This is a genomic window from Pseudonocardia sp. C8 (assembly GCF_014267175.1).
Classification (GTDB): domain Bacteria; phylum Actinomycetota; class Actinomycetes; order Mycobacteriales; family Pseudonocardiaceae; genus Pseudonocardia.
Genome location: NZ_JACMTR010000002.1, coordinates 2,004,005 through 2,025,173 on the forward strand (window position 1 = coordinate 2,004,005; position 21,169 = coordinate 2,025,173).

Here is a 21,169-nt window from a genome sequence, read left to right on the forward strand (position 1 = left end):
CGCGGGGCAGCAGCCGGGGGCGGCCGTCGTCAACCGTGGCGATATCGGGCCGGTTCCGGTGACATGCCGCGCCGGCCGGTCCACCGTGTCCGCTGTCACATCGCCGCCCGGACCGGAGTGCGCCATGACCGCGACCGTCGATCACGCCCACATCGGGGACCTGCGCGCCCGGATGACGGGCACCGTGCTGGGCCCGGCCCGGTGGCACGCCGGGTCCGGGTCGGCGGCGGCGCGCTGTTGCGGGACATGGACGCCGCCACCCAGGAGCACGGCCTCGCCGTGCCCGCCGGGGAGATCGGGCACACCGGTGTCGCCGGGCTGACCCTCGGCGGCGGGATGGGCTGGCTGACCCGCCGGGCCGGGCTCACGATCGACAACCTGCTCGCGGCGCAGGTGGTGCTCGCCGACGGTGGCGTGGTCCGGGCCGACACCGAGGAGCATCCCGACCTGTTCTGGGCGCTGCGCGGGGGCGGGGGCAACTTCGGGATCGTCACCGAGTTCGAGTTCGCGGCCGTCCCGGTCGGCCCGATCGTCTCCTTCGGCCTGTTCTTCTTCGGCCTCGACGACGGCGCCGCGGTGCTCCGCGCGGCCCGCGAGACCATCCCGCACCTGCCGCCGACGGTCGGGTTCCAGATCATCGCGGTGACCGCGCCGCCCGCGCCGTTCGTGCCGGCCGAGGTCCAGCACCGCCTGGGCTGGGCGATCGCCGTCGTCGGGACCACGGGCTCGACACCGGACCCGGAGGCCGAGCAGGTGCACGAGCGGGTGCGTGCGACGTTCCCGGAGCGGCTCTTCGAGTTCTGCACGCCGATGCCGTTCACCGCGCTGCAGCAGATGTTCGACGAGGGCAACGCCTGGGGCATGCACGCCTACGACAAGAGCTGCTCGGTGGCGACGCTCACCGAACCGGCGATCGAGGTGCTCGCCGAGCACGTCGCCCGCAAGGTGTCCCCGATGTCGGTGGTGCACCTCTACACCCTCGACGGCGCCTACTCGGCCGTCGCCGAGGACGCGACCGCGTTCGGCGGCGGCCGCAGCCCGCGGCTGACCGTGTTCCTGATCGGGCTGTCGCCGGACGGGGCCGGGCTGCCCGCCGAGCGGGCGTGGGTGCGTGCGTTCCACCGGGCGCTGCTGCCGCACGCGATCGGGACCGGGATGTACGTCAATGCGATGACGGCCGACGACGCCGACCGGCTCCGTGCGACCTACGGCGACAAGTACGACCGCCTGGCCGAGATCAAGGCCGTCTACGACCCGGCCAACCTGTTCCACCGCAACGCCAACATCCCGCCGGCCGGCTGACCTCGTCGTCGCAGGTCGTTCCGGAAATACGGATTCAACCTCCTCTCTTCGGGTGAGAATTCGCCGATAATTGACCGGTTCCAGTATCTGCACGGAGTGTCGGACGTGGCCCGGGAATCTTGCTCCGTTCGACGGATCGGGTACGGGCCATCGGGGCAGTTTAGCGATCATTTCGACGTCATCGCCTGTCGCGGACCCCGGCGCCGACTTCCGGTCGGATTGCGGCCCCGGAGTGCGCCCATAGAATGATGAACAGCCGCATCCGATCATGAGGTGGATCGCGGAAAACTGATCTCTGCGGCACCCGGGCGCTGGAGATCATCATTCGTTCTGGAAGTGAGGCGCCATGGTGTCGGCCGGAAAGGTGGGGCTCGCCGTACTCGGGGGGTACGTCCTCGGGCGCACCCGGAAGATGAAACTCGCGATCATGCTGGGCGGTGCGCTCGCCGGCCGGAAGCTGGACCTCACACCGTCCGAGCTGCTGGCCCGGGGTGCGAAGCTCGCCGCGGGCTCGCCGGAGGTGGCCCGCCTGCGTGACGCGGTCAGCCATCGCCTGATCGACGCGGGCAAGGACGCGGCACTCGCGGCCGCCGCGACCCGGATGGAGTCGCTGACCGACTCGCTGGTCGAGCGGGTGGAGAACCTCGGCAAACCGGTCGAGCAGGTCGCCGGGACCGCCGGGGACACCGCAGGCGCCGCGGCGGAGAAGGTCGGCGACTCGGCGGGCGCGGCCGCGGAGTCCACGGCGAAGGGGCTCGGGCGCGCCGGCCGGCGGTCCCGGCGGGGTGAGGAGCCCGCGGACACCGCCGACGACGCCGACACGGCCGACGCCGACGTTTCCGACGCCGAGGCCGACGAGACCGGCTCGGACGGCACCGGCTCCGAGGAGAGTGGCTCCGACGAGGCCGGCTCCGGCGAGGGTGGCGACGGGACCACGGCCGGCCGGGGGAAGGCCCCTGCTCGCCGGCGCCCGGCCCGCTCGTCGTCGACCTCCGCGGCGGCGTCCTCCGGGAAGGCGTCCTCCTCGACGGCGTCCTCCGGGAAGGCGTCCGGGACGCGGTCGCGCAGCCGCGCGAAGGCCCCGGCGACCCCGTCGAAGGGGCGCGGGACCGGCACCCGTTCCACGACCCGGCGGAAGGGCGGTGGCAACGATGGCTGACACGGACACCGGACGGTCGTCCGCGTCCGCGCAGCTCCCGATGGACCGGTTGAAGGACGCGGCGCAGGCCTTGCTCACGGTGGTCACCGAGCGCGCCGTCGCTGCCGCGGCGGACCGGGTCGACGCCCTGTCCGACCGGCTCGGCGAGGTCGCCGACAACGGGGGCGTCGGGCTCGGCTCGGCCCTGGGTGGCGGCCGCGCCCTGCTGCAGGGCGACAACCCGATCACCGGTGCGGTGAAGGGTGGCCTGTCCGCGGTGAAGGACAAGGCCGCGGAGGCCGTCGGACTCGGCGGCGGTTCCGGTGGCGGTTCCGGCGGGGAACGCGGCAAGTTCAAGTTCACCAACATCGTCGAGGAGATCGACGTCGGGGTCCCGGTGCGGATCGCCTACGACCAGTGGACACAGTTCGCCGACTTTCCGAGCTTCATGAAGAAGGTGCACAGCGTCGAGCAGGAGGCCGACGAGAAGACGGTGTGGAAGGCGCAGGTCTTCTGGTCGAAGCGGACGTGGAACGCCACGATCATCGAACAGGTGCCCGACAGCCACATCATCTGGCGATCCCAGGGCGTGAAGGGATATGTCGACGGGATCGTCTCCTTCCACGAGCTGACGCCGACGCTGACCAGGGTCCTGCTGGTCCTGGAGTACTACCCGGTCGGATTCTTCGAGAAGACCGGAAACATCTGGCGTGCGGTGGGCCGGCGGGCCCGGCTGGAGTTCAAGCACTACCGGCGGCACGTCATGGTCTCCTCGCTGCTGCACCAGGACGAGCTCGAGGGCTGGCGGGGCGAGATCCGGGACAGCGAGGTCGTCAAGACCCACGAGGAGGCGCTCGAAGAGGAGGAGCGTGCCGCCGAGGAGAACGGGTACGACGAGGACCCGTACGACGCGGACGACGACTACGACGACGACTACGACGAGTACGACGACACCGACCGCGGCGGCCGGGAACATGCCGACGACGCCGACGAGGACGACATCGATGAGGACGAGACCGACTACGCCGACGAGGACGAGGCCGACGAAGTCGATCGCGACGAGGAGGTGGTGACCCGGTGACGGTCAGCCAGCGCCCGGACAGCCGGGTCGAACGCGTCCCGCAGGGAGACCTCGCGCAGGTCATCGACCTGATCCTGGAGAAGGGACTGGTCATCGACGTGTTCGTCAAGGTCTCGCTGGTCGGGATCGAGATCCTCACGATCGACGCCAGGGTCGTCGTCGCGAGCGTGGACACCTACCTGCGCTTCGCGGAGGCGACGAACCGGCTGGACCTGCACGAGAAGGGTGGCAAGGACCTCGGCGAGATGGTCGGCGGGATCACCCAGAACGCCACCGAGGGCGGCGCGAAGGGCAAGACCCGCGGCGCCCTGGAGGCCGGCAAGGAGAAGTTCGACGAGTTCCGCGGCGAGCGGCGCCCCAAGGAGGAGAAGCGCAGGTGAGCGGGACGACGACGGCGACCGGAACCTACGTGTACGGCGTGGTCGCGGCCGGGGCGGAGATCCCCGCCGACCTCGCCGCGGTGGGCGGCGCCGGTGAGATCACCCTGATCGACCACGGCGACCTGGCGGCAATCGTCAGCGACATCCCGACCGACCGGCCACTCGGCCGGCCCGACGACCTGAAGGCGCACGAGCGGGTGGTCGACGCGGTCGCCGCGGAGCGGACGGTCCTCCCGATGCGGTTCGGCGGGGTGGTCCGCGACGACCGGGCCGTGGTCTCCGAGCTCCTCGAACCGCACCACGACTTCTTCGCGGACGCGTTGCGGCAGCTCGACGGCCGAGTGCAGTTCGTCGTGAGCGGGCGCTACGACCAGGATCTCCTGCTGGCCCGCATCGTGGAGCGGAACCCCACCATCGCCGAGCTCAGCCGGGAGCTGCGGGACACCGACCCCGACGCCACGCATTTCGAGCGGATCAAGCTGGGAGAGCAGATCGCGGCCGAGGTCGACCGGGAGCGCGAGGCCGACGCCGGCACCGCGGTCGAACTCCTCGAGCCGTTGTGCGAGGGGATCGTGGTGAAGCAGGCCGGCGGTGAGGACGGAGCGCTGCACCTCGCGGTGCTGGTCCGCCGGGACCGGCAGGCCGAGTTCGACGACGCCCTCGAGGCGCTCGCGAACGAGTGGGGCGAGCGGGTGACGCTGCAGCTCATCGGCCCGGTCGCGCCGTTCGACTTCCTGCCCGAACCCGAGCAGGAGGCCGGGGTGGAGGCGTGAGATGGGGCTGATCACCGGACTGCTGACGCTGCCGCTGGCCCCGGTCCGCGGGGTCGTCTGGGTCGCCGAGCAGATCGAGCAGGAGGTCGACCGGGAGATGAACGACCCGGCGGTCGTCCGCCGGAAGATCGACGACGTCGAGCGGGAGTACGAGCGGGGGGAGATCGACGAGGCCGAGCGTGACGCCCGCCAGGACGAGCTGCTGCAGCGCCTGATGCCGCGGGACGGGGGCCCGGGTGTCTGACGGCCCGAGCCGCGGAGACATGTCCGGGGCCTCCCGCCGCCGGTCGTCCGGGGACGACGCCGGCTCCCCCCGGCCGCGGGCACGGTCCCGGCGCGACGAGCCGGACCCGGATCCGGAACGGCAGCCGCGCTCGGAGCGGCCGCTGCGCCGGAGGCCCGACGAATCCCGCCGCGCCCGGCCGCGCCGGGACTCCGGCGAACCGGACCGGGACCGGGAACGCAGGCCGGCTGACGGGTCCGGCCGTACCCGGGCGCGTCGGGAGTCCGGCTCGGACGGGGCCGGTGGTACGCGGGCGCGTCGGGAGTCCACCTCGGAGGAGCCGGGCCGTCCTCGGCGGCGCCGTGAGTCCGGCGAGCCGGGCCGGGATCGGGAGCACCGGAAGCGCGACGGTCCCCGCCGGACGTCGGAGCGCCGCACGCCCGATGAGCCGAGCCGGGAGCGCGGGCCGACGCGCAGCCGCCGCGCGCCGGCCGAGGCGCGGGAGGGTTCGGAGCGGCGGTCCCGGGGGGAGGCCGAGGCGGAGGAACAGGAACCGACGCCGAGGCGCCGCACGCCAGGCCGGTCGGCTGCGCGGCGGCGCCGGGAGCCCGATGAGGCTCGCGGCCGGCCGGGGGAGCGGGCCGACCCGGACGACGCCGTCGAGGATCTCGAGGATGAGGACCGCGCCGGCGAGGACCGTGTCGACGAGGAGGTCGCGACGGAGGACCTCGAGGACGAGGACGTCGACGACGAGACCGCCGCTGACGAGACCGCCGCCATTGAGGACGCCGCCGACGAGGACACCACTCACGAGACCACTGAGGACACCACTGACGAGACCTCCGCTGAGGCCAGCGATCACGAGGAGGCCGAGGACGCCGATCAGGAGGACGCCGACCAGGAGGACACCGACCGCGACGGCACCGAACCGGCCCGACCCCGCCGCCTCGGCGCCCGTGCCGTCGCCCGCGCGGCCGTCGAGCAGATTGCCGAGATGACCGGCCGGACCCCGGAGGGGGTCACCTCGGTGGCCCGCAGCGAGGACGGCTGGTCGGTCGAGGTCGAGATGGTCGAGGTGCGCCGGATCCCGGACTCCGCCGACGTCCTCGCGGTCTACCAGGCCGACCTCGATGCCGACGCCGAGCTCATCGGATACCGGCGGATGCGCCGGTACAACCGGGGTGCCGGGGGCGACGCGTGAGCAGCAGTGCATCGGGTAACCGCGGGAACGTGAACGAGACCGTGCGATGGGACTCCGGGGCGCAACCCGCCGTGGAACGCCGGGGTGAGAGCGCCAACCTCGCCGACATCCTGGAACGCGTCCTCGACAAGGGCATCGTGATCGCCGGGGACATCCAGGTGAACCTCCTGGACATCGAACTGCTGACGATCAAGGTGCGGCTGGTGGTGGCGTCGGTCGACCGGGCGAAGGAGATGGGGATCGACTGGTGGGAGCGTGACCCGACGCTCTCGGCGGGCCGGCAGGACCTGGAGGACGAGAACGCCCGGCTCCGCCGGCGTCTCGAGGCGCTGGAGGCCGGCGGCGGCCGCGACGAGCTCCCGGCCGGCGCCGGGGACGGCGTGTCCGGGCGGGAGGACCCGGCGACGGGTTCGCGGCGCGAGGAAGAGGCCGCGCCCACCGGCTTGCGGCGGGAGAACGCGCGCACCGGTTCCCGGCGCGAGGACGCGCCCGCCGGCTCCCGGGACGGCACCCCCGCGCGCGAGACGGTTCCCGCCAGTTCCCGTACCGGCAGCTCCCGGCGCAAGGACGCCGCCACCTCCCGGGACGGCGGCGGGCGGCGCAGCGACTCCAAGGCGGCCAAGGACACCAAGGACACCAAGGAGGCCCCCGCCCGCTCCCGTGACAGCGGTACCCGCCGTCCCCGGAAGGGATGATCACGCGTGTCCACCCGCTCCGAGTCGCTGGTCTACGTCTACGCGGTCTGCCGCGACGACCCGGCGCTCCCCGCGGATCTGGCCGGGGTGGCGGGCGGCCCCCTGCACACGGTCGAGTTCGGTGACCTGCGGGCCGTCGTCGGTCTCGTGCCCGCCGCGGACTTCGGTGCCGGCCGCATCGACGAGCTCCTCCAGGACCTCGACCGGCTCGCCGAGGTCGCCCGTGCCCACCACCGGGTGGTGGAGGCGGTCGGGGGCGCCGTCGACGTCGCCCCGCTGTCCCTGGCCACCGTGTTCGGTGACGAGGACCGGGTCCGGGAGGTGCTCGGCGAGCGGCACGACGAGTTCGCCGCCCTCCTCGGCGAGCTGCACGGCCGCGTCGAGTGGGGTGTCAAGGCCTGGGCGGCGCAGGCGCAGGGACCGGAGGCGGACTCCGGGCGACCGGCGTCGGGCACCGAGTACCTGCGCCGCCGCCGCGCCGCGCTCGGTGCGGCCGAGCGGCACACCGACGACGCCGTCCGCGCGGCCGGCCGGCTGCACGACACGGTCGCGGCGGCGTCGGTCGCGGCCCGGCGGCACCGGGTACACGACGCGGCCCTCACCGGGCGCCGGGAACCGATGGTGCTCAACGCGGCCTACCTGGTCGATGCGGGTGCCACCGAACAGTGGCGGCAGGTGGTCGACGAGGCCGACGCGGACGGGTTGCTCGTCGAGGTGACCGGCCCGTGGGTGCCCTACTCGTTCGCCGAGATCACGACGAGGGCGGCCTCATGACCGAGCCGGTCAGGGGGACCGAGCCGGTCGGACCGCTCGCGGACCGGGAGATCGCCCTCGTCGACCTGCTCGACCGGCTCCTGGCGGGCGGTGTCGTCCTCACCGGCGACGTCACGATCTCGCTCGCAGGGGTGGATCTCGTCCGCGTCTCGCTCCGGGCACTGATCACCTCGATCGCGCCCGCCGACGACGCCGGGACGGGGCCGGTCCGGTGAGCGCCGACGAGACGCCCGGGTCGAGGCCGGCGCGGCCGTCCGGCCGGGTCGAGATCGACCGCGAGTCGGTCGAGCGGGACCTGATGAAGCTGGTCCTCACGATCGTCGAGCTGCTGCGCCAGCTGATGGAGCGGCAGGCGCTGCGCCGGGTCGAGCAGGGCGACCTCACCGAGGACCAGGTCGAGGACCTCGGGACGGCGCTGATGCACCTGGAGTCCGCGATGGACGAGTTGACCGAGCGCTTCGGGCTCACCGCCGAGGACCTCAACATCGAGCTCGGCCCGCTCGGCCCGCTGCTCCCGCGGGACCGGTAGCGGTGTGCTTCGTGCCACCTGGAGCGATCCGTGTGCTCCCCGTCGCGGTACGCGCCGGGCGACCGGGCTAGGGTCCGTGCCGTGTCTGCTAACCCCGTTACCGTCACCGTCACCGGAGCCGCTGGCCAGATCGGTTACGCGCTGCTCTTCCGGATCGCCTCCGGGCAGCTTCTGGGGTCCGACACCCCGGTCAAGCTGAACCTGCTGGAGATCCCGCCGGCCGTCAAGGCCGCCGAGGGCACCGCGATGGAGCTCGACGACTGCGCGTTCCCGCTGCTGCGCGGCATCGACATCTACGACGACGCCAAGGCCGCCTTCGACGGCGCCAACGTCGCGCTGCTGGTCGGCGCCCGCCCGCGCACCAAGGGCATGGAGCGCGGCGACCTGCTCGAGGCGAACGGCGGCATCTTCGGACCGCAGGGCAAGGCCATCAACGACGGCGCCGCGGACGACATCCGTGTCCTCGCCGTCGGCAACCCGGCCAACACCAACGCGCTGATCGCCCAGGCGTCCGCGCCGGACGTGCCGGCCGAGCGGTTCACCGCGATGACCCGCCTCGACCACAACCGCGCGCTGGCCCAGCTGGCCAAGAAGCTCGGCGTGCAGCTCGACGCGATCACGAAGCTGACGATCTGGGGCAACCACTCGGCCACCCAGTACCCGGACCTCTTCCACGCCGAGGTGAACGGGAAAGTCGCCGCCGAGCAGGTCGAGCGGGACTGGCTGGAGAACGAGTTCATCCCGACCGTCGCCAAGCGCGGCGCGGCGATCATCGAGGCCCGGGGCGCGTCCTCGGCCGCGTCGGCCGCCAACGCCGCCATCGACCACGTCCACGACTGGGTCAACGGCACCCCGGCCGGCGACTGGACCTCCGCGGCCATCCCGTCGGACGGCTCCTACGGCGTCCCCGAGGGCCTCATCTCCTCGTTCCCGGTCACCTCCGAGAACGGTGAGTGGAAGATCGTCCAGGGTCTCGAGATCGACGACTTCTCCCGCTCGAAGATCGACGCGAGCGTCGCCGAGCTCGGCGAGGAGCGCGACGCGGTGAAGAAGCTCGGCCTCATCTGACCGTGAGGCCGGCCTGAGCAAGCCCCGGCCCGTGGTCGATCGGCTCCGCTGCGACAGCGGGTCGGGGCTCGTGCTCGCGGTCAGGGTCATTCGGCGCTCGCCGCTGCGGTGAGGACCTCGTCGGCGCGCACGAGGTTCTCGCGTCCGCGATCGGTGCGGTTGATCAGAACGGCGGTGGCTCGTCGTCCGGCTTCGGTTTCGGCTGTGGCGGTGGTGGCAGGGGCGGGTTCGTCGCCGGGCGTTGCAGCAGCGGTGTGTCGTGCTTTCGCAGGTCCCGGTCGGTCTCGGCGGCGCTCTGTTCGCCCGGTTGCTCGTGCTCCTGCGACTCGGGCGCGGTCGGCTCGGGGTCGGGGAGGTCGGGGCGGACGGGTTCGCCGCGGGTGCGGTAGGTGCGTCCCAACGGGCTGGTCCAGCAGAACCGGCCGGGTTGGGGTTGGGTCAGGGTCCAGCCGCGGTGTTTGTCGGCGTGGTGGCGGCCGCAGGCGGGTCCGATGTTGGCGGGCACGGTGGGTCCGCCGTGGTCGTGGTCGGTGGTGTGGTCGAGTTCGGAGCGTCGGGCTGGGCGGGTGCAGCCGGGGCCGATGCAGGTGCGGTCGCGGACGTGGATGTGGGTGGCCAGTGGTCCGCGGGCGAACCGGGCGGTGGGGTCGGCGTCGAGCCGGGCGTGCCGGGTGTCGCGGTCGGCCCAGGCGTGGGCGATTTCGGCCAGCAGTGGGTGCCAGTCGGCCAGCTGGGGGTCGGTGGCGTAGCGGTCGAGCTCGTCGAGGCTGATGTGGAGTTCGACGACTCCGCCGCGCACCGGCGGCGGTGTGCCCGGTGCGCCTGGCGTCCTCGGTGTCTGCGGCGTGCCCGGTGGTTTCGGGCCGTTCGGGTTGTTCGGGGCGCGGGTGCGGGGGCGGCGGCGCAGGGGGCCGGCCAGCATGAGGTAGCCGTCGGGGTCGGTGATGGCGAAGATCCAGCGGGCGCCGCGGTGTTGGGTGGTGGCGGTGGTGCGGGCGGTGTGGGCGGTGATCGGGCCGAGGCCGGGGATGTCGCCGGGGCGGTCGTCGCGGCCGGCGAGGGTGCCGAGTCCGACGCGGAGTTCGATGCCTTCGCGGGTGGCGACCCGGTCGTGCGCCCACCGGTCCTGGGCCGGCTGTTCGGCCGCGGGCGGGTCCCCGGCCGGGCCGGTCGACGGCCCGCCCGCAGGACTCGACCCGGTCCCGGTGCCGGCCGAGTCGCCGGTGCCCGAGTCGCCGGGACCGGAGTCGGCGGCCGAGTGGACGTCCGTCTCGGAGTAGCCGTCGGAGTCGGCGTCCGAGTCGACATCCGCCTCGGTGTCGGACCCGGTATCGGCGGCGTTGGCGTCGGCAGCGGAGCCAGCGCCGCCCACGGCGTCGGCGTCGGTGTCGGGGTGGGTGCTGGTGTCGGTGCTGGAGTCGGTGTCGACGGTCCGGTCGCCGGAATCCTCGACAAGGGTGCCGGCCGAGTCGCCGTTGCCGGCGCCGGACTCACTCACGTCAGATTCCCCGAGGCCGGACTCGCCCGCGCCGGACTCGCCGTCGTCGGTGTCGGCCGTGTCGGTGGGCTGGTCTTCCGGGCGGGGGGAGGCCAGGAGCCGGTCGATGATCTCGGCCTCGGTCAGGCCGTGGAAGGCGCCGTCGAGCATCCCCAGATACAGGTCCGTGCTGATCTGGGCCAGGGTGCCGGGGTGTCCGGCCCGCCGGCAGGCGGCGGCCAGCCGGTCCAGGCGGGCGGCCGCGGCGGCGGCTTCGTCGGCGGGCAGCCCGGTGCCGGTCAGGGTGGCGGTGCCGGTGTGCGGGTCCAGGTAGAGCGCCAGGCCGCGGGCCTGCACGGCGCGCTGGTAGCGGCGCCGCCGCAGCGCGGGGTTCAGGTGCAGCAGGGCCCGGTAGAGCCGGTCGCGCAGCTGGGCGGTGGTCCACCCCGGCGCCTGGGGCAGGAACCGGTCGCACAGCTTCCGGGCCTGCTCGGCGGTGAGGTCCCCGGTGGCGGGGTCGAGGTGGTCGACCAGCACCCGGGCCTTGGCCAGGTCGATCCGACCCTCCTCGAGCGCGGTGAACACCCACGGCAGCCGCTGGCACAGGGTGGTGGCGAACCCGAGCTCGCGCTCGGCGCGGGCCCGGGTCCAGGTCAGCCCGGCCGCGATCTCCCCGGCCGCCCACTCGAACTGGTCCTCCGACCGCACAACCGCCTCGGCCCGAGAGGCGGTGTTCTCGGGCAGGTCGGCGACCGCGGCCGCGTGGCTGATCTCCACCAGCCCGGCGTAGAACCCGGCGTGCTCGTGGGCCAGCTGGCGGTCCCGGGCCTGCAACACCTCGACCAGCCGGTCGTTGGGCAGCTTCTCCCACGGCAGTTCGGCCAGGACGGCGGCGAGTTCCGGGCCGGGCGGCAAGCCTGCTGCCCGGTCGATCAGCTCCACCACCTCGGCCATGAATCGAACATACGTGCGACCCCCGACAGAACCGGGCCGCAGGCGGCCATGGTGCGGAAGTTCACCCGGACGGCCTAGCCGATGGGAGAGAGCGAGCGGCTCGGAGATCACGGCCCACGCGGCTGGAGGCCGACCGGTGTCGTGGCCACGCAGCGTCCGTGGCCCCCGGCGCGGGCGCCGAGGCGGCACCGTGCCGGTACGACGGCCGCCGAGTCGGCCCCGCGCCAGCACGAGCCGCGTACCCGGGCCACGCCCCGGGGACCGGGTCGAAAGCGCCGCCGGTGGAACCCCGGAGCGCTCAGGTGGCGATCCGGCAGATCGCGAACGCCTCCGCGGGCACGGTGAACGAGTCGTCCTCGCTGCGGGTCGGCTCCGACGCCAGCAGGATCCGGGTGATCGTCGCGCCCAGCGAGAGCGTCACCGGCTCGGAGCCCAGGTTGACCACCACCCGCATCGCGCCCCGGTTCACGACCAGGGTGCGCGCGTGCTCGTGGACGTCGACCACGACCGAGTCCAGCCACGGGTCGGACAGCTCCGGCCAGGCCCGGCGCAGCGCGATCAGCTCGCGGTGCATGCGCAGCAGCGTGGCGTGCGGTTCCTGCTCCGGCTCGGTCCAGTCGAGCCGCGAGTCGGTGAAGGTCGACTCGGCGTTCGGGTCCGGGACCTCCGCGGCCGCGTCCCAGCCGTGCTCGGCGAACTCGGTGCGCCGCCCCTCGCGGACCGCCCTCTGCAGTCCCGGATCCGGGAACCGGGAGAAGAACTGCCACGGCGTGCGCGCGCCCCACTCCTCGCCCATGAACAGCATCGGCGTGAACCCGGAGGTGAACAGCAGCGCCGCCCCGCACGCCAGCAGGCCGGGGGACAGGGTGTGGGTGAGCCGGTCGCCGGTGGCCCGGTTCCCGATCTGGTCGTGGTTCTGCAGGTAGGTGACCAGCCTGGACCCGGGCACGCGGGTGGTGTCGATCGGCGCGCCGTGGCTGCGCCGCCGGAATGACGACCAGTTGCCCTCGTGCAGGAACCCGCGGGTCAGGACGTGGGCGAGCCCGTGCAGCCCCGCCTCGGCGAAGTCGCCGTAGTAGCCCTGACCCTCGCCGGTCAGGACGGCGTGCAGGCAGTGGTGGACGTCGTCGGCCCACTGCGCGGTCAGCCCGTAGCCGCCGGCCTCCCGTGCGGTGATCAGCCGCGGGTCGTTGAGGTCGGACTCGGCGATCAGCGACAGCGGCCGGCCGACGTGGCACTCCAGCGCGGCGACCTCGACGGCCAGCTGCTCGAGGACGTGCTGGGCCCGGGTGTCGCGCAGCGCGTGCACCGCGTCGATCCGGAGGCCGTCGACGTGGAAGTCGCGCAGCCACATCAGCGCGTTGTCGATCACGAACCGGCGGACCTCGTCGGAGCCGTGGCCGTCCAGGTTCAGCGACGGGCCCCAGATGTTGGATCCGGCGAAGTAGGGCCCGAACCGGTCGAGGTAGGCCCCCGACGGTCCCAGGTGGTTGTAGACGACGTCCAGCACGACCCCGAGGCCGCGGGCGTGGCAGGCGTCGACGAACCGCTTGAACGCGTCCGGGCCGCCGTAGTTCTCGGTGACCGCGTACCAGCCGACCCCGTCGTAGCCCCAGTTCACCGGCCCGTCGACGGCGTTGACCGGCAGCACCTCGACCAGGTCGACGCCGAGCGAGACGAGGTGGTCGAGCCTGCTGATCGCGGAGTCGAACGTGCCGCCGTCGGTGAACGTGCCGATGTGCAGCTCGTAGAGCACCGAGCCGGCCAGGGTACGGCCGGTCCAGCCGTCGTCGGTCCACCAGAAGGAGTCGTGGTCGTACACCCGGGACCGGCCGTGGACGCCGTGCGGCTGCCAGCGCGAGCGAGGGTCGGGGAGCGGGGTGTCGTCGTCGAGCACGAACGCGTAGTCGGTGCCGTGCCCGTGGTCGGGCAGCTCGGTCCGCCACCACCCGCCGGGCGCGGGGTCGAGCGCGATCCGGTCGTCGCCGACCAGGACGCCGACCCGGTTCCTGTCAGGGGCCCACACCGCGAACTCCGTCACGGGTCTGATCCTTCCGCACGCACCGCGGCGCCCGCGCGCCCGGGCGGGCGTGCGCCCGCTCACCCGCGGGCGGCCCGGAGCTCCCGACGGGAGAACGTGCCCGGACCGTCCCCGTCGAGGTGCGGCCCAACGCGAACTGTCGATCTCCGGTGAACCGTGAGCTGCATCTCGGCGGGATTCCGGGCGGTGTGCGAGGTGGGCCGGGCGAGCGAGGGCGGGAAGTCAGGCCGGGCGGACCAGCAGCGCGACCGGGTAGCGGGCCAGGAGGTCCGCCAGGCGCGGCGCCGCGCCACCCACCGGCCGGTCCGCGATCATGTCGTGCCAGTCGTCGAACCCGCCGGGCAGCGGCAGGGTGGTGTCGCCCCACCCGCCCCGCCGGGCCAGCCCCCCGGGCAGCCGGGTCGCGACGGCCACGAGCGCACCGCCACCGCGGGAGAACGCGACCGCGTGCTCGGCGGCCTCCCCCTGGGCGGGCAGCGCCCCGTACCCGGTGAACAGCTCCGGCCGGTACCGGCGCAGCCGGGCGGCCGTGGCGGTGACCAGCAGCTTCGCCGCGCCGCCTGCGTCGACCGGTGGGCGCTCGCCGTCGTCGATCCGGGCCAGCAGCCGTTCCCGGACGGCGAAGTCGACCGGGCGCCGGTTGTCCGGGTCCACCAGCGAGTACTCGAACAGCTCGGTGCCCTGGTAGACGTCCGGGACGCCCGGCCCGGCCAGCTGCAGCAGCTTCTGGCCCAGCGAGTTCGACCACCCCGGCCCGGCGATCTCGCCGACGAACGCCTCGACCTCGGCGACCAGCTCGGGATCACCCAGCACCGCCGACGGCCACGCGGCGATCGCGGCGTCGACGGCCTCGACGGCGTCGGTGTGCGAGGTGACCAGCTTGGCCTCCTTCGCCGCCTTCGTCAGGTAGGACGCCAGCCGGTCGGCCGGGATCGGCCACGCCCCGACCAGCGACTGCCAGGCCAGCAGCTCCAGCGACCGGTCCGGCAGCGGGTGGCGCACCGACCAGCGGCGCACGTGGGCCGCCCAGTCGGTGGGCCGCTCGGCGAGCACCGCGAGCCGCGCCCGCACGTCCTCGGAGCGCTTGGTGTCGTGGGTGGACAGCGTGGTCATCGTCCGCGACCGGCCCGCCTCCCGGCGCGCCAGGCCGGTGTGGAACTCGGCGGGCGTGACACCGAACCGGGCCGGGTCACCGCCGACCTCGTTGAGCGCGACGAACCGGTTGTAGCGATAGAACGCGGTGTCCTCGACGCCCTTCGCGGTGACCATCCCGGACGTCTGCTGCAGCCGGGTCGCGTACTCCGAGCCCGGGTCGCCGACCAGGCCGGCGTGCAGGGCGGTGAGGATCGCGCCCAGGTCGGGGCGGTGGGTGCGGGCCACCGACACCGCGGTGTCGGTCGCGGCACGCCCCTCGGCGATCTCCGGGGTGAGGTAGGAGCGGTACACCGGGAACGCGCAGAGGAACTCGGCCACGGCGTCGTGCAGGTCTCCCGCGGTGACGTCGGCGAGGTCGAGCCCGGTCAGCGCGGTGTCGGCGCCCGGGCCGGCCCGGAACGCGTCGGCGATCCGGCGGACCTCGGCGACCAGGATCCGCTCGGTGACCAGGTGCCGGCCGTCGTCCTCTGTCGCGTGCGCGGCCCGCTTCTCCCCGGTGTGCTCGGCGGCGAACTGGGTGAGCAGCCCGGCGCCGTCCGGGTCGACGAACACCCCGCACACCTCCCGCAACGCCTCGTAGCCGGACGTGCCGTCCACCGGCCACGACACGGGGATGTCCTCACCCACGCCGAGGATCTTCTCCACGAGCAGCCAGTGCCCGGGCCCGATCTCGGCCCGCAGCCGGCGCAGGTACGCCCCGGGGTCGGCCAGGCCGTCCGGGTGGTCGACCCGCAGCCCGATGATCGTGTCGTCGGAGCGGAGCAGGCGCAGCACGAGGTCGTGGGTGTCGTGGAAGACCACCGGGTCCTCGACCCGCACCGCGGCCAGGTCGGACACGTCGAAGAACCGCCGGTAGGTCAGCTCGGCCGTCCCGCGCCGCCAGGAGACGAGCCGGTAGTGCTGGCGGTCGTGCACCTCCTGCGGCGTGCCGCCCTCGGTGCCGGGGGCGACCGGGAACCGGTGCTCGTGGTAGTGGATCTCGCCACCGACCACGGAGAGCTTCTGGAGCGCACCCTCCTCGTCGGCGTCGAGGACCGGCAGCAGCAGCTTCCCGGCGCCCCAGTCGATGTCGAAGTGCCGGGCCCACCGCGACGCGGGCCCGTGCGTGAGCACGTCCCACCACCAGGGGTTCTCCGCCGGCCGCGCCACGCCGACGTGGTTCGGCACGATGTCGAGCAGCAGCGTCAGGCCGTGCTCGCGCAGCGTCGCGAGCAGCGCCCGCAGCCCGTCCTCGCCGCCGCGCTCGGCGGAGATCCGGGTGGGGTCGACGACGTCGTAGCCGTGGTTGGAGCCGGCACTCGACTCCAGCAGCGGGGAGGCGTACAGCGCCCCGGTCCCGAGCCGGTCGAGGTAGCCGACCAGCGCCCGCGCGTCGGCGAACGTCCGGTCCTTCGAGAACTGCAGCCGGTAGGTGGAACCCGGAAGGCGGTGCATGTCGGGTGCGCCTCAGCCCTTCGATCGCAGGACGAGCAGGGAACGCGCGGGCAGGGTCAGCACCGAGCCCGCGGAGACCGGGGCGAGGTCACCACCGTTGTGGACGGCGCCGGACGGCGGGTGGACCTGGCCCGCGTGGGTGTCGACGACGATCTCCCAGGCCGCGCCGAACTCGGCCGGTGGCAGGGTGGCGTCGATGTCTCCCCAGTAGGAGTTGAAGCAGAGCAGGAACGAGTCGTCGGTGATCCGCTGGCCGCGCTGGTCGACGTCGGCGATCTGCTCGCCGTTGAGGAACACGACGACGGCCCGGCCCAGGTCGTTGTCCCAGTCCTCCTCGGTCATCTCTCGGCCGGCCGGGGTGAACCAGCCGATGTCGGCGACGTCCTCGCTGGTGGAGGAGCGGCCGATCGGGCGGCCGGCGAAGAACCGGCGGCGGCGGAACACCGGGTGGGCGTGCCGCAGCGCCGCGACGCCCGCGGTGAACGCGGTGAGGTCGTCGTACTTGCCGGCCAGCTCCCAGTCCATCCAGGAGATCTCGTTGTCCTGGCAGTAGACGTTGTTGTTGCCGCCCTGGGTGCGGCCGGCCTCGTCGCCGTGCAGCAGCATCGGGGTGCCCTGCGACAGCAGCAGGGTGGCCAGGAAGTTGCGCTGCTGCTGAGAGCGCAGTGCCCGGATCGTCGCGTCGTCGGTGGGGCCCTCGACGCCGCAGTTCCAGGACCGGTTGTGGCTCTCGCCGTCGTTGCCGTCCTCGCCGTTGGCCTCGTTGTGCTTCTCGTTGTAGGAGACGAGGTCGGCGAGGGTGAAGCCGTCGTGCGCGGTCACGAAGTTGATCGACGCCGAGGGACGGCGGCCGTCGGCCTGGTAGAGGTCCGAGCTGCCGGTGATCCGGGACGCGAACTCGCCGAGCGTGCCGGCCTCGCCGCGCCAGAAGTCGCGGACGGTGTCGCGGTACTTGCCGTTCCACTCGGTCCACAGCGGCGGGAAGTTGCCGACCTGGTAGCCGCCGGGTCCGACGTCCCACGGCTCGGCGATCAGCTTGACCTGCGAGATCACCGGGTCCTGCTGGACCAGGTCGAAGAACGTGGACAGCCGGTCGACGTCGTAGAACTCGCGGGCCAGCGTCGAGGCCAGGTCGAACCGGAACCCGTCGACGTGCATCTCGGTCACCCAGTACCGCAGCGAGTCCATGATCAGCTGCAGGGTGTGCGGGCTGCGGACGTTCAGCGAGTTGCCGGTGCCGGTGTAGTCCATGTAGTAGCGCGGGTCGTCGTCGACCAGCCGGTAGTACGCGTGGTTGTCGATCCCGCGGAACGACAGCGTGGGGCCCATGTCCGAGCCCTCGGCGGTGTGGTTGTAGACGACGTCGAGGATCACCTCGATGCCCGCGGCGTGCAGGTCGCGGACCATCGCCTTGAACTCGGGCACCTGCGACCCGGCCCGGACCGAGCCGGAGGCGTAGGCGTGGTGCGGGGCCAGGAAGCCGATCGTGTTGTAGCCCCAGTAGTTCGACAGGCCCTTCTCGATGAGGTGGTGATCCTGCACGAACTCGTGCACCGGCATGAGCTCGACGGCGGTCACGCCGAGCCGCCGGTAGTGCTCGATCATCGCCGGGTGGGCCACGCCGGAGTAGGTCCCGCGCAGCTCCTCCTCGATCTCGGGATGCCGGGTGGTGAGCCCGCGCACGTGCGCCTCGTACACCACCGTCTCGTTGTACGGGATCTTCGGGGGGCGGTCCGAGCCCCAGTCGAAGTACGGGTTGACGACGACGGACTTCGGCACGTGCGGCGCCGAGTCGGTGTCGTTGCGCGAGTCCGCGTCGCCGAAGTTGTAGCCGAACACCGCCTCGTCCCAGTCGACCGGGCCGTCGACGGCCTTCGCGTACGGGTCGATGAGCAGCTTCTGCGGGTTGCACCGCAGCCCCTGGGACGGGTCGTAGGGTCCGTGGACCCGGTAGCCGTAGCGCTGGCCGGGCTCGATCCCGGGCAGGTAGCCGTGCCAGACGAAGCCGTCGACCTCGGTGAGCCGCACCCGGGTCTCGGTCAGCCCGCCCTCGTCGTCCGGGTCGAACAGGCAGAGCTCGACCGACTCGGCGACCTCGGAGAACAGGGCGAAGTTCGTGCCGGTGCCGTCGTAGCTGGCACCCAGCGGGTAGGCGTGCCCGGGCCAGGGCTGCATAGCTTCCGGTCCTCTCCTCGCGACCCGGCCACCGGCCGCGTGCGCACTCAACCTATCGGGGCGGGCGCCATTGCCGCAGACTCCCTCGATCCTCCCAGGGGCCGGACGCGCGACGAGGCACTAGGGTCCGCGGATGTGAGCACCGTCTTCACGAAGATCATCGAAGGTGAGATCCCCGGGCGTTTCGTCTGGGCCGACGACCAGTGCGTCGGCTTCCTGTCGATCAACCCGCTCGGGCCCGGCCACACCCTGGTCGTGCCGCGGGCCGAGATCGACCAGTGGGTGGACGCCGACCTCGAGCTGAGCACCCACCTGACCGAGGTCGCGCGGGCCATCGGGCTCGCGGTGCGCAAGATCTGGTCGCCGCCACGGGTCGGGCTGATGGTGGCCGGGTTCGAGGTACCGCACCTGCACGTGCACGTCTTCCCGGCCTGGGACATGCGTGCCTTCGACTTCGCGAACGCCGCGACCGACGTCGACGCCGCCGAGCAGGACGGGCACGCCGAGGCGCTGCGGTCCGCGCTGCGGGCGGCCGGGCACGGCGACCAGGTGCCGGAGTGATCCGGCAGCGCGGGGCCGGGGCCGCGGGCGTGCCGTCCCGGGCGCAGCGGGGACCGGTCCCGTGCAGCTGATCCTGGTCCGGCACGCGCTGCCGGAACGGGTCGCCCACACCGACGGCACGCACGCCGACCCCGGGCTGACACCGGAGGGGCACGCGCAGGCCGCGCGGCTGGTGAGCGCGCTCGCCGGGGAACCGCTCGCGGCCCTCTACACGAGCACGATGCGGCGGGCCGCCGAGACCGCGGCCCCGCTGGCCGCCGCCCGCGGTCTGGTCCCGGTCGCCCGGGCCGACCTGCGCGAGTACGACGCCGAGCGCCCGGAGTACGTGCCGGTCGGGCAGCTGGCCGGGGCCGACCCGGTGGCGTGGGAGCGGATGCGGGCCGGGGAGCTGCCCGACCACGTCGACGCCGCGGCGTTCACCCGGCGGGTGCACCACGCGCTCGAGGAGATCGTCGCAGCGCATCCGGGGCGGGCGACCGCCGTCGTCGTCGCGCACGCCGGGGTGGTGAACGCCTACCTGGCGACCATCCTGGGCATCGACCGGCTGCTGCCGTTCCCGCTCGACCACACCGGGATCACCCGGGTCCTCTGCGCCCGCGACGGGCTGCGCAAGGCGCGGACGGTGAACGAGCTGTCGCACGTCGCCGACCTGCTGTGACTCCCGCAGGTGACCGTCCGGCGACGGACGGTGCCGTACCCTGACCGTGACGGACCCGTTCGGACGCCCGAGCGCGCCCGGATCGATCCGTTCTTCGCCGTTCGCCGCCGTCGGTGCGCCGTCCGGCGGCACATGCGTGCGCTGACCTGACGTTCGGCGGACGAATACTTACGCTCGACGAAAATCCCGGCCGGCCCCGCCGGTCTCCGCCGACGTCGAAGGGATCCGCGCGGATGACTGTGACCGGCAGCGGGGACGCGGCGCGCGGGGGCGACCCGGCCGCGAGCCCGTTCCGGATCGCGGACTTCCGCGCGCTCTGGACGGCCGAGGTGCTGTCCACGGCCGGCGACCAGGCCACCCGCGTGGCGCTCACCGTCCTGGTGCTGGAGCGGACCGGGTCGGTGGCCACGTCCGCGACCGTCTACGCCCTCACCTTCCTTCCCGCCCTGCTCGGCGGGCTGCTGCTGGGGCACCTGGCCGACCGGTTCCCGCGCCGCGCGGTGATGGTCGCCGCCGACCTGGCCCGGGCCGGGCTGGTCGCGCTGATGGCGGTGCCCGGGCTCCCGCTGCCCGCGCTCGGCGCGCTGCTCGTCGTCGCGGTGCTGCTCGGCGGGCCGCACACCGCGGCCCGGTCGGCGCTGCTGCCCGACCTGCTCCCCGGGCCGCTGCTGGCGCGGGGGATCGCGCTGCGCCAGGTCTCGGCCCAGGTCGCCCAGGTCGCGGGGTTCGGCGGGGGCGGCCTGCTGGTCGCGTGGCTGACGCCGGCCGGGGCACTGCTGGCCGACGCCGGCACGTTCGTCCTGTCCGCGCTGGTCGTCGCCGTGGGGGTGGGCGCGCGCTGTGCGGTCCTCCGGGTCGGCGGGCCGGCCCGCGCCGCGCGGGTGTCCGCGGGCCGGTGGTTCGGCGGTGCCCGCGCCGGCCTGGCGCTGGTGCTGGGCTGCCCCCGGCGGCGCTACCTGGTGGCGGCCGCCTGGCTGATCGGGATCTACATCCTGCCCGAGGCACTCGCCGCCGCGTACGCGTTCGCGATCGGTGCCGGGCCGGTCGAGGCCGGGCTGCTGATGGCGGCCGACCCGGCGGGCAGCGTGCTGGGCGCGGTGGCGTTGACGGTCGCGCCGCCGCTCGGGGAGCGATGGCTGATCCCGTTCGCGGTGGGGGCGGCGGTGCCCCTGGTGCTGACGCCGTTCGCGCCCGGCCTGTGGGCGGCGGTGGCGCTGTGGGCGCTCTCCGGGGCCTGCGCGACGGCCTGCTTGATCCAGGCGCAGTCGGGTTTCGCCCGGGCGACGCCGAGCGCGCTGCGCGGCCGGGCGACGGGTGTCGCGTCGGCGGGTCTGGTCGCCAGCCAGGGCGCCGCCGTGCTGCTGGGCGGCGTGCTGGCTCAGTGGACGGACCCGGCGGCCGCGCTCGCCGTCTTCGGGGCCGCCGGTGCGGTGTTCGCGCTCGCCGGTCTGCGGTGCCTCCGGGTGCCGGCGGCACCGGGAGGGCTCGCTCCGGGGACGGCCGGGTGAGCCCGCCGCAGGGCCCCGGCACGCCCGGGCAGGGTCACGGGG

Annotated in this window: 19 protein-coding genes; 15 read left to right on the forward strand and 4 right to left on the reverse strand. The window is 73.6% G+C overall.

The annotated features are described in order from the left end of the window. The first annotated feature begins 201 nt into the window (after window positions 1-201). From H7X46_RS10020 to H7X46_RS10075, 12 genes are all read left to right on the forward strand, one after another. The gene (locus H7X46_RS10020; protein ID WP_222131258.1) at window positions 202-1,302 is read left to right on the forward strand and encodes an FAD-binding oxidoreductase; all 1,101 of its coding nucleotides are present in this window, start codon (window positions 202-204) and stop codon (window positions 1,300-1,302) included. Window positions 1,303-1,648: 346 nt separating this feature from the next. Then, window positions 1,649-2,461, forward strand: coding sequence for a hypothetical protein (locus H7X46_RS10025; RefSeq protein WP_186359145.1), 813 nt, complete (start codon window positions 1,649-1,651; stop codon window positions 2,459-2,461). Continuing rightward, a complete protein-coding gene (locus H7X46_RS10030) occupies window positions 2,454-3,521 on the forward strand; it encodes an SRPBCC family protein (protein ID WP_186359146.1) in 1,068 nt (355 codons plus the stop codon). The genes H7X46_RS10025 and H7X46_RS10030 overlap by 8 nt, the downstream gene beginning before the upstream one ends. After that, window positions 3,518-3,901 (forward strand): gas vesicle protein GvpJ, encoded by a 384-nt coding sequence (gene gvpJ / locus H7X46_RS10035; RefSeq protein ID WP_186359147.1) that lies wholly within the window; start codon window positions 3,518-3,520, stop codon window positions 3,899-3,901. The genes H7X46_RS10030 and gvpJ (H7X46_RS10035) overlap by 4 nt, the downstream gene beginning before the upstream one ends. Then, window positions 3,898-4,674, forward strand: a complete 777-nt coding sequence (locus H7X46_RS10040; RefSeq protein ID WP_186359148.1) for a GvpL/GvpF family gas vesicle protein — start codon at window positions 3,898-3,900, stop codon at window positions 4,672-4,674. The genes gvpJ (H7X46_RS10035) and H7X46_RS10040 overlap by 4 nt, the downstream gene beginning before the upstream one ends. 1 nt (window position 4,675) lies before the next feature. Then, window positions 4,676-4,918, forward strand: a complete 243-nt coding sequence (locus tag H7X46_RS10045) for a gas vesicle protein GvpG (protein WP_186359149.1) — start codon at window positions 4,676-4,678, stop codon at window positions 4,916-4,918. Window positions 4,919-4,937: 19 nt separating this feature from the next. Further along, window positions 4,938-6,098 carry a gas vesicle protein GvpO gene (gene gvpO, locus H7X46_RS29070; RefSeq protein ID WP_222131259.1) on the forward strand — a complete coding sequence of 387 codons (1,161 nt, stop codon included), beginning with the start codon at window positions 4,938-4,940 and terminating at the stop codon, window positions 6,096-6,098. Window positions 6,099-6,127: 29 nt separating this feature from the next. Continuing rightward, window positions 6,128-6,793 carry a gas vesicle protein GvpJ gene (gene gvpJ / locus H7X46_RS30585; protein ID WP_186359150.1) on the forward strand — a complete coding sequence of 222 codons (666 nt, stop codon included), beginning with the start codon at window positions 6,128-6,130 and terminating at the stop codon, window positions 6,791-6,793. A 6-nt stretch (window positions 6,794-6,799) separates the two neighbouring features. Continuing rightward, window positions 6,800-7,567: a GvpL/GvpF family gas vesicle protein gene (locus H7X46_RS10060; protein WP_186359151.1), complete on the forward strand. Its 768-nt coding sequence runs from the start codon at window positions 6,800-6,802 to the stop codon at window positions 7,565-7,567. Next, a complete protein-coding gene (locus tag H7X46_RS10065; protein WP_186359152.1) occupies window positions 7,564-7,782 on the forward strand; it encodes a gas vesicle protein in 219 nt (72 codons plus the stop codon). Before H7X46_RS10060 ends, H7X46_RS10065 begins: the two co-directional genes overlap by 4 nt. After that, a complete protein-coding gene (locus H7X46_RS10070; protein WP_186359153.1) occupies window positions 7,779-8,096 on the forward strand; it encodes a gas vesicle protein K in 318 nt (105 codons plus the stop codon). The genes H7X46_RS10065 and H7X46_RS10070 overlap by 4 nt, the downstream gene beginning before the upstream one ends. A gap of 81 nt (window positions 8,097-8,177) precedes the next feature. Then, window positions 8,178-9,164 (forward strand): malate dehydrogenase, encoded by a 987-nt coding sequence (locus tag H7X46_RS10075; protein ID WP_186359154.1) that lies wholly within the window; start codon window positions 8,178-8,180, stop codon window positions 9,162-9,164. 163 nt (window positions 9,165-9,327) lie between these two features. Here the strand turns inward: H7X46_RS10075 and H7X46_RS10080 are convergent, their stop codons facing one another. The 4 genes from H7X46_RS10080 to glgX all read right to left on the reverse strand — a co-directional run bounded on the left by H7X46_RS10080 (window position 9,328) and on the right by glgX (window position 18,400). Then, entirely contained in the window at window positions 9,328-11,595 is a 2,268-nt protein-coding gene (locus H7X46_RS10080) for an HNH endonuclease signature motif containing protein (RefSeq protein ID WP_186359155.1), read from the reverse strand. Between the two features lie 298 nt (window positions 11,596-11,893). Further along, window positions 11,894-13,636 (reverse strand): malto-oligosyltrehalose trehalohydrolase, encoded by a 1,743-nt coding sequence (gene treZ, locus H7X46_RS10085; protein ID WP_186359156.1) that lies wholly within the window; start codon window positions 13,634-13,636, stop codon window positions 11,894-11,896. Between the two features lie 222 nt (window positions 13,637-13,858). Continuing rightward, on the reverse strand, window positions 13,859-16,225 hold the full coding sequence (gene treY, locus H7X46_RS10090) for a malto-oligosyltrehalose synthase (protein WP_186359157.1): 2,367 nt from the start codon (window positions 16,223-16,225) through the stop codon (window positions 13,859-13,861). 12 nt (window positions 16,226-16,237) lie between these two features. Beyond that, window positions 16,238-18,400, reverse strand: a complete 2,163-nt coding sequence (gene glgX, locus H7X46_RS10095) for a glycogen debranching protein GlgX (protein WP_186359158.1) — start codon at window positions 18,398-18,400, stop codon at window positions 16,238-16,240. A 135-nt stretch (window positions 18,401-18,535) separates the two neighbouring features. Here glgX and H7X46_RS10100 point away from each other — a divergent pair, with 135 nt between their 5' ends. The 3 genes from H7X46_RS10100 to H7X46_RS10110 all read left to right on the forward strand — a co-directional run bounded on the left by H7X46_RS10100 (window position 18,536) and on the right by H7X46_RS10110 (window position 21,127). Next, the gene (locus tag H7X46_RS10100; protein WP_186359159.1) at window positions 18,536-18,961 is read left to right on the forward strand and encodes an HIT family protein; all 426 of its coding nucleotides are present in this window, start codon (window positions 18,536-18,538) and stop codon (window positions 18,959-18,961) included. A 61-nt stretch (window positions 18,962-19,022) separates the two neighbouring features. After that, window positions 19,023-19,619 (forward strand): histidine phosphatase family protein, encoded by a 597-nt coding sequence (locus H7X46_RS10105; RefSeq protein ID WP_186359160.1) that lies wholly within the window; start codon window positions 19,023-19,025, stop codon window positions 19,617-19,619. Between the two features lie 233 nt (window positions 19,620-19,852). Next, the gene (locus H7X46_RS10110) at window positions 19,853-21,127 is read left to right on the forward strand and encodes an MFS transporter (RefSeq protein WP_186359161.1); all 1,275 of its coding nucleotides are present in this window, start codon (window positions 19,853-19,855) and stop codon (window positions 21,125-21,127) included. The last annotated feature ends 42 nt before the right edge of the window (window positions 21,128-21,169 follow it).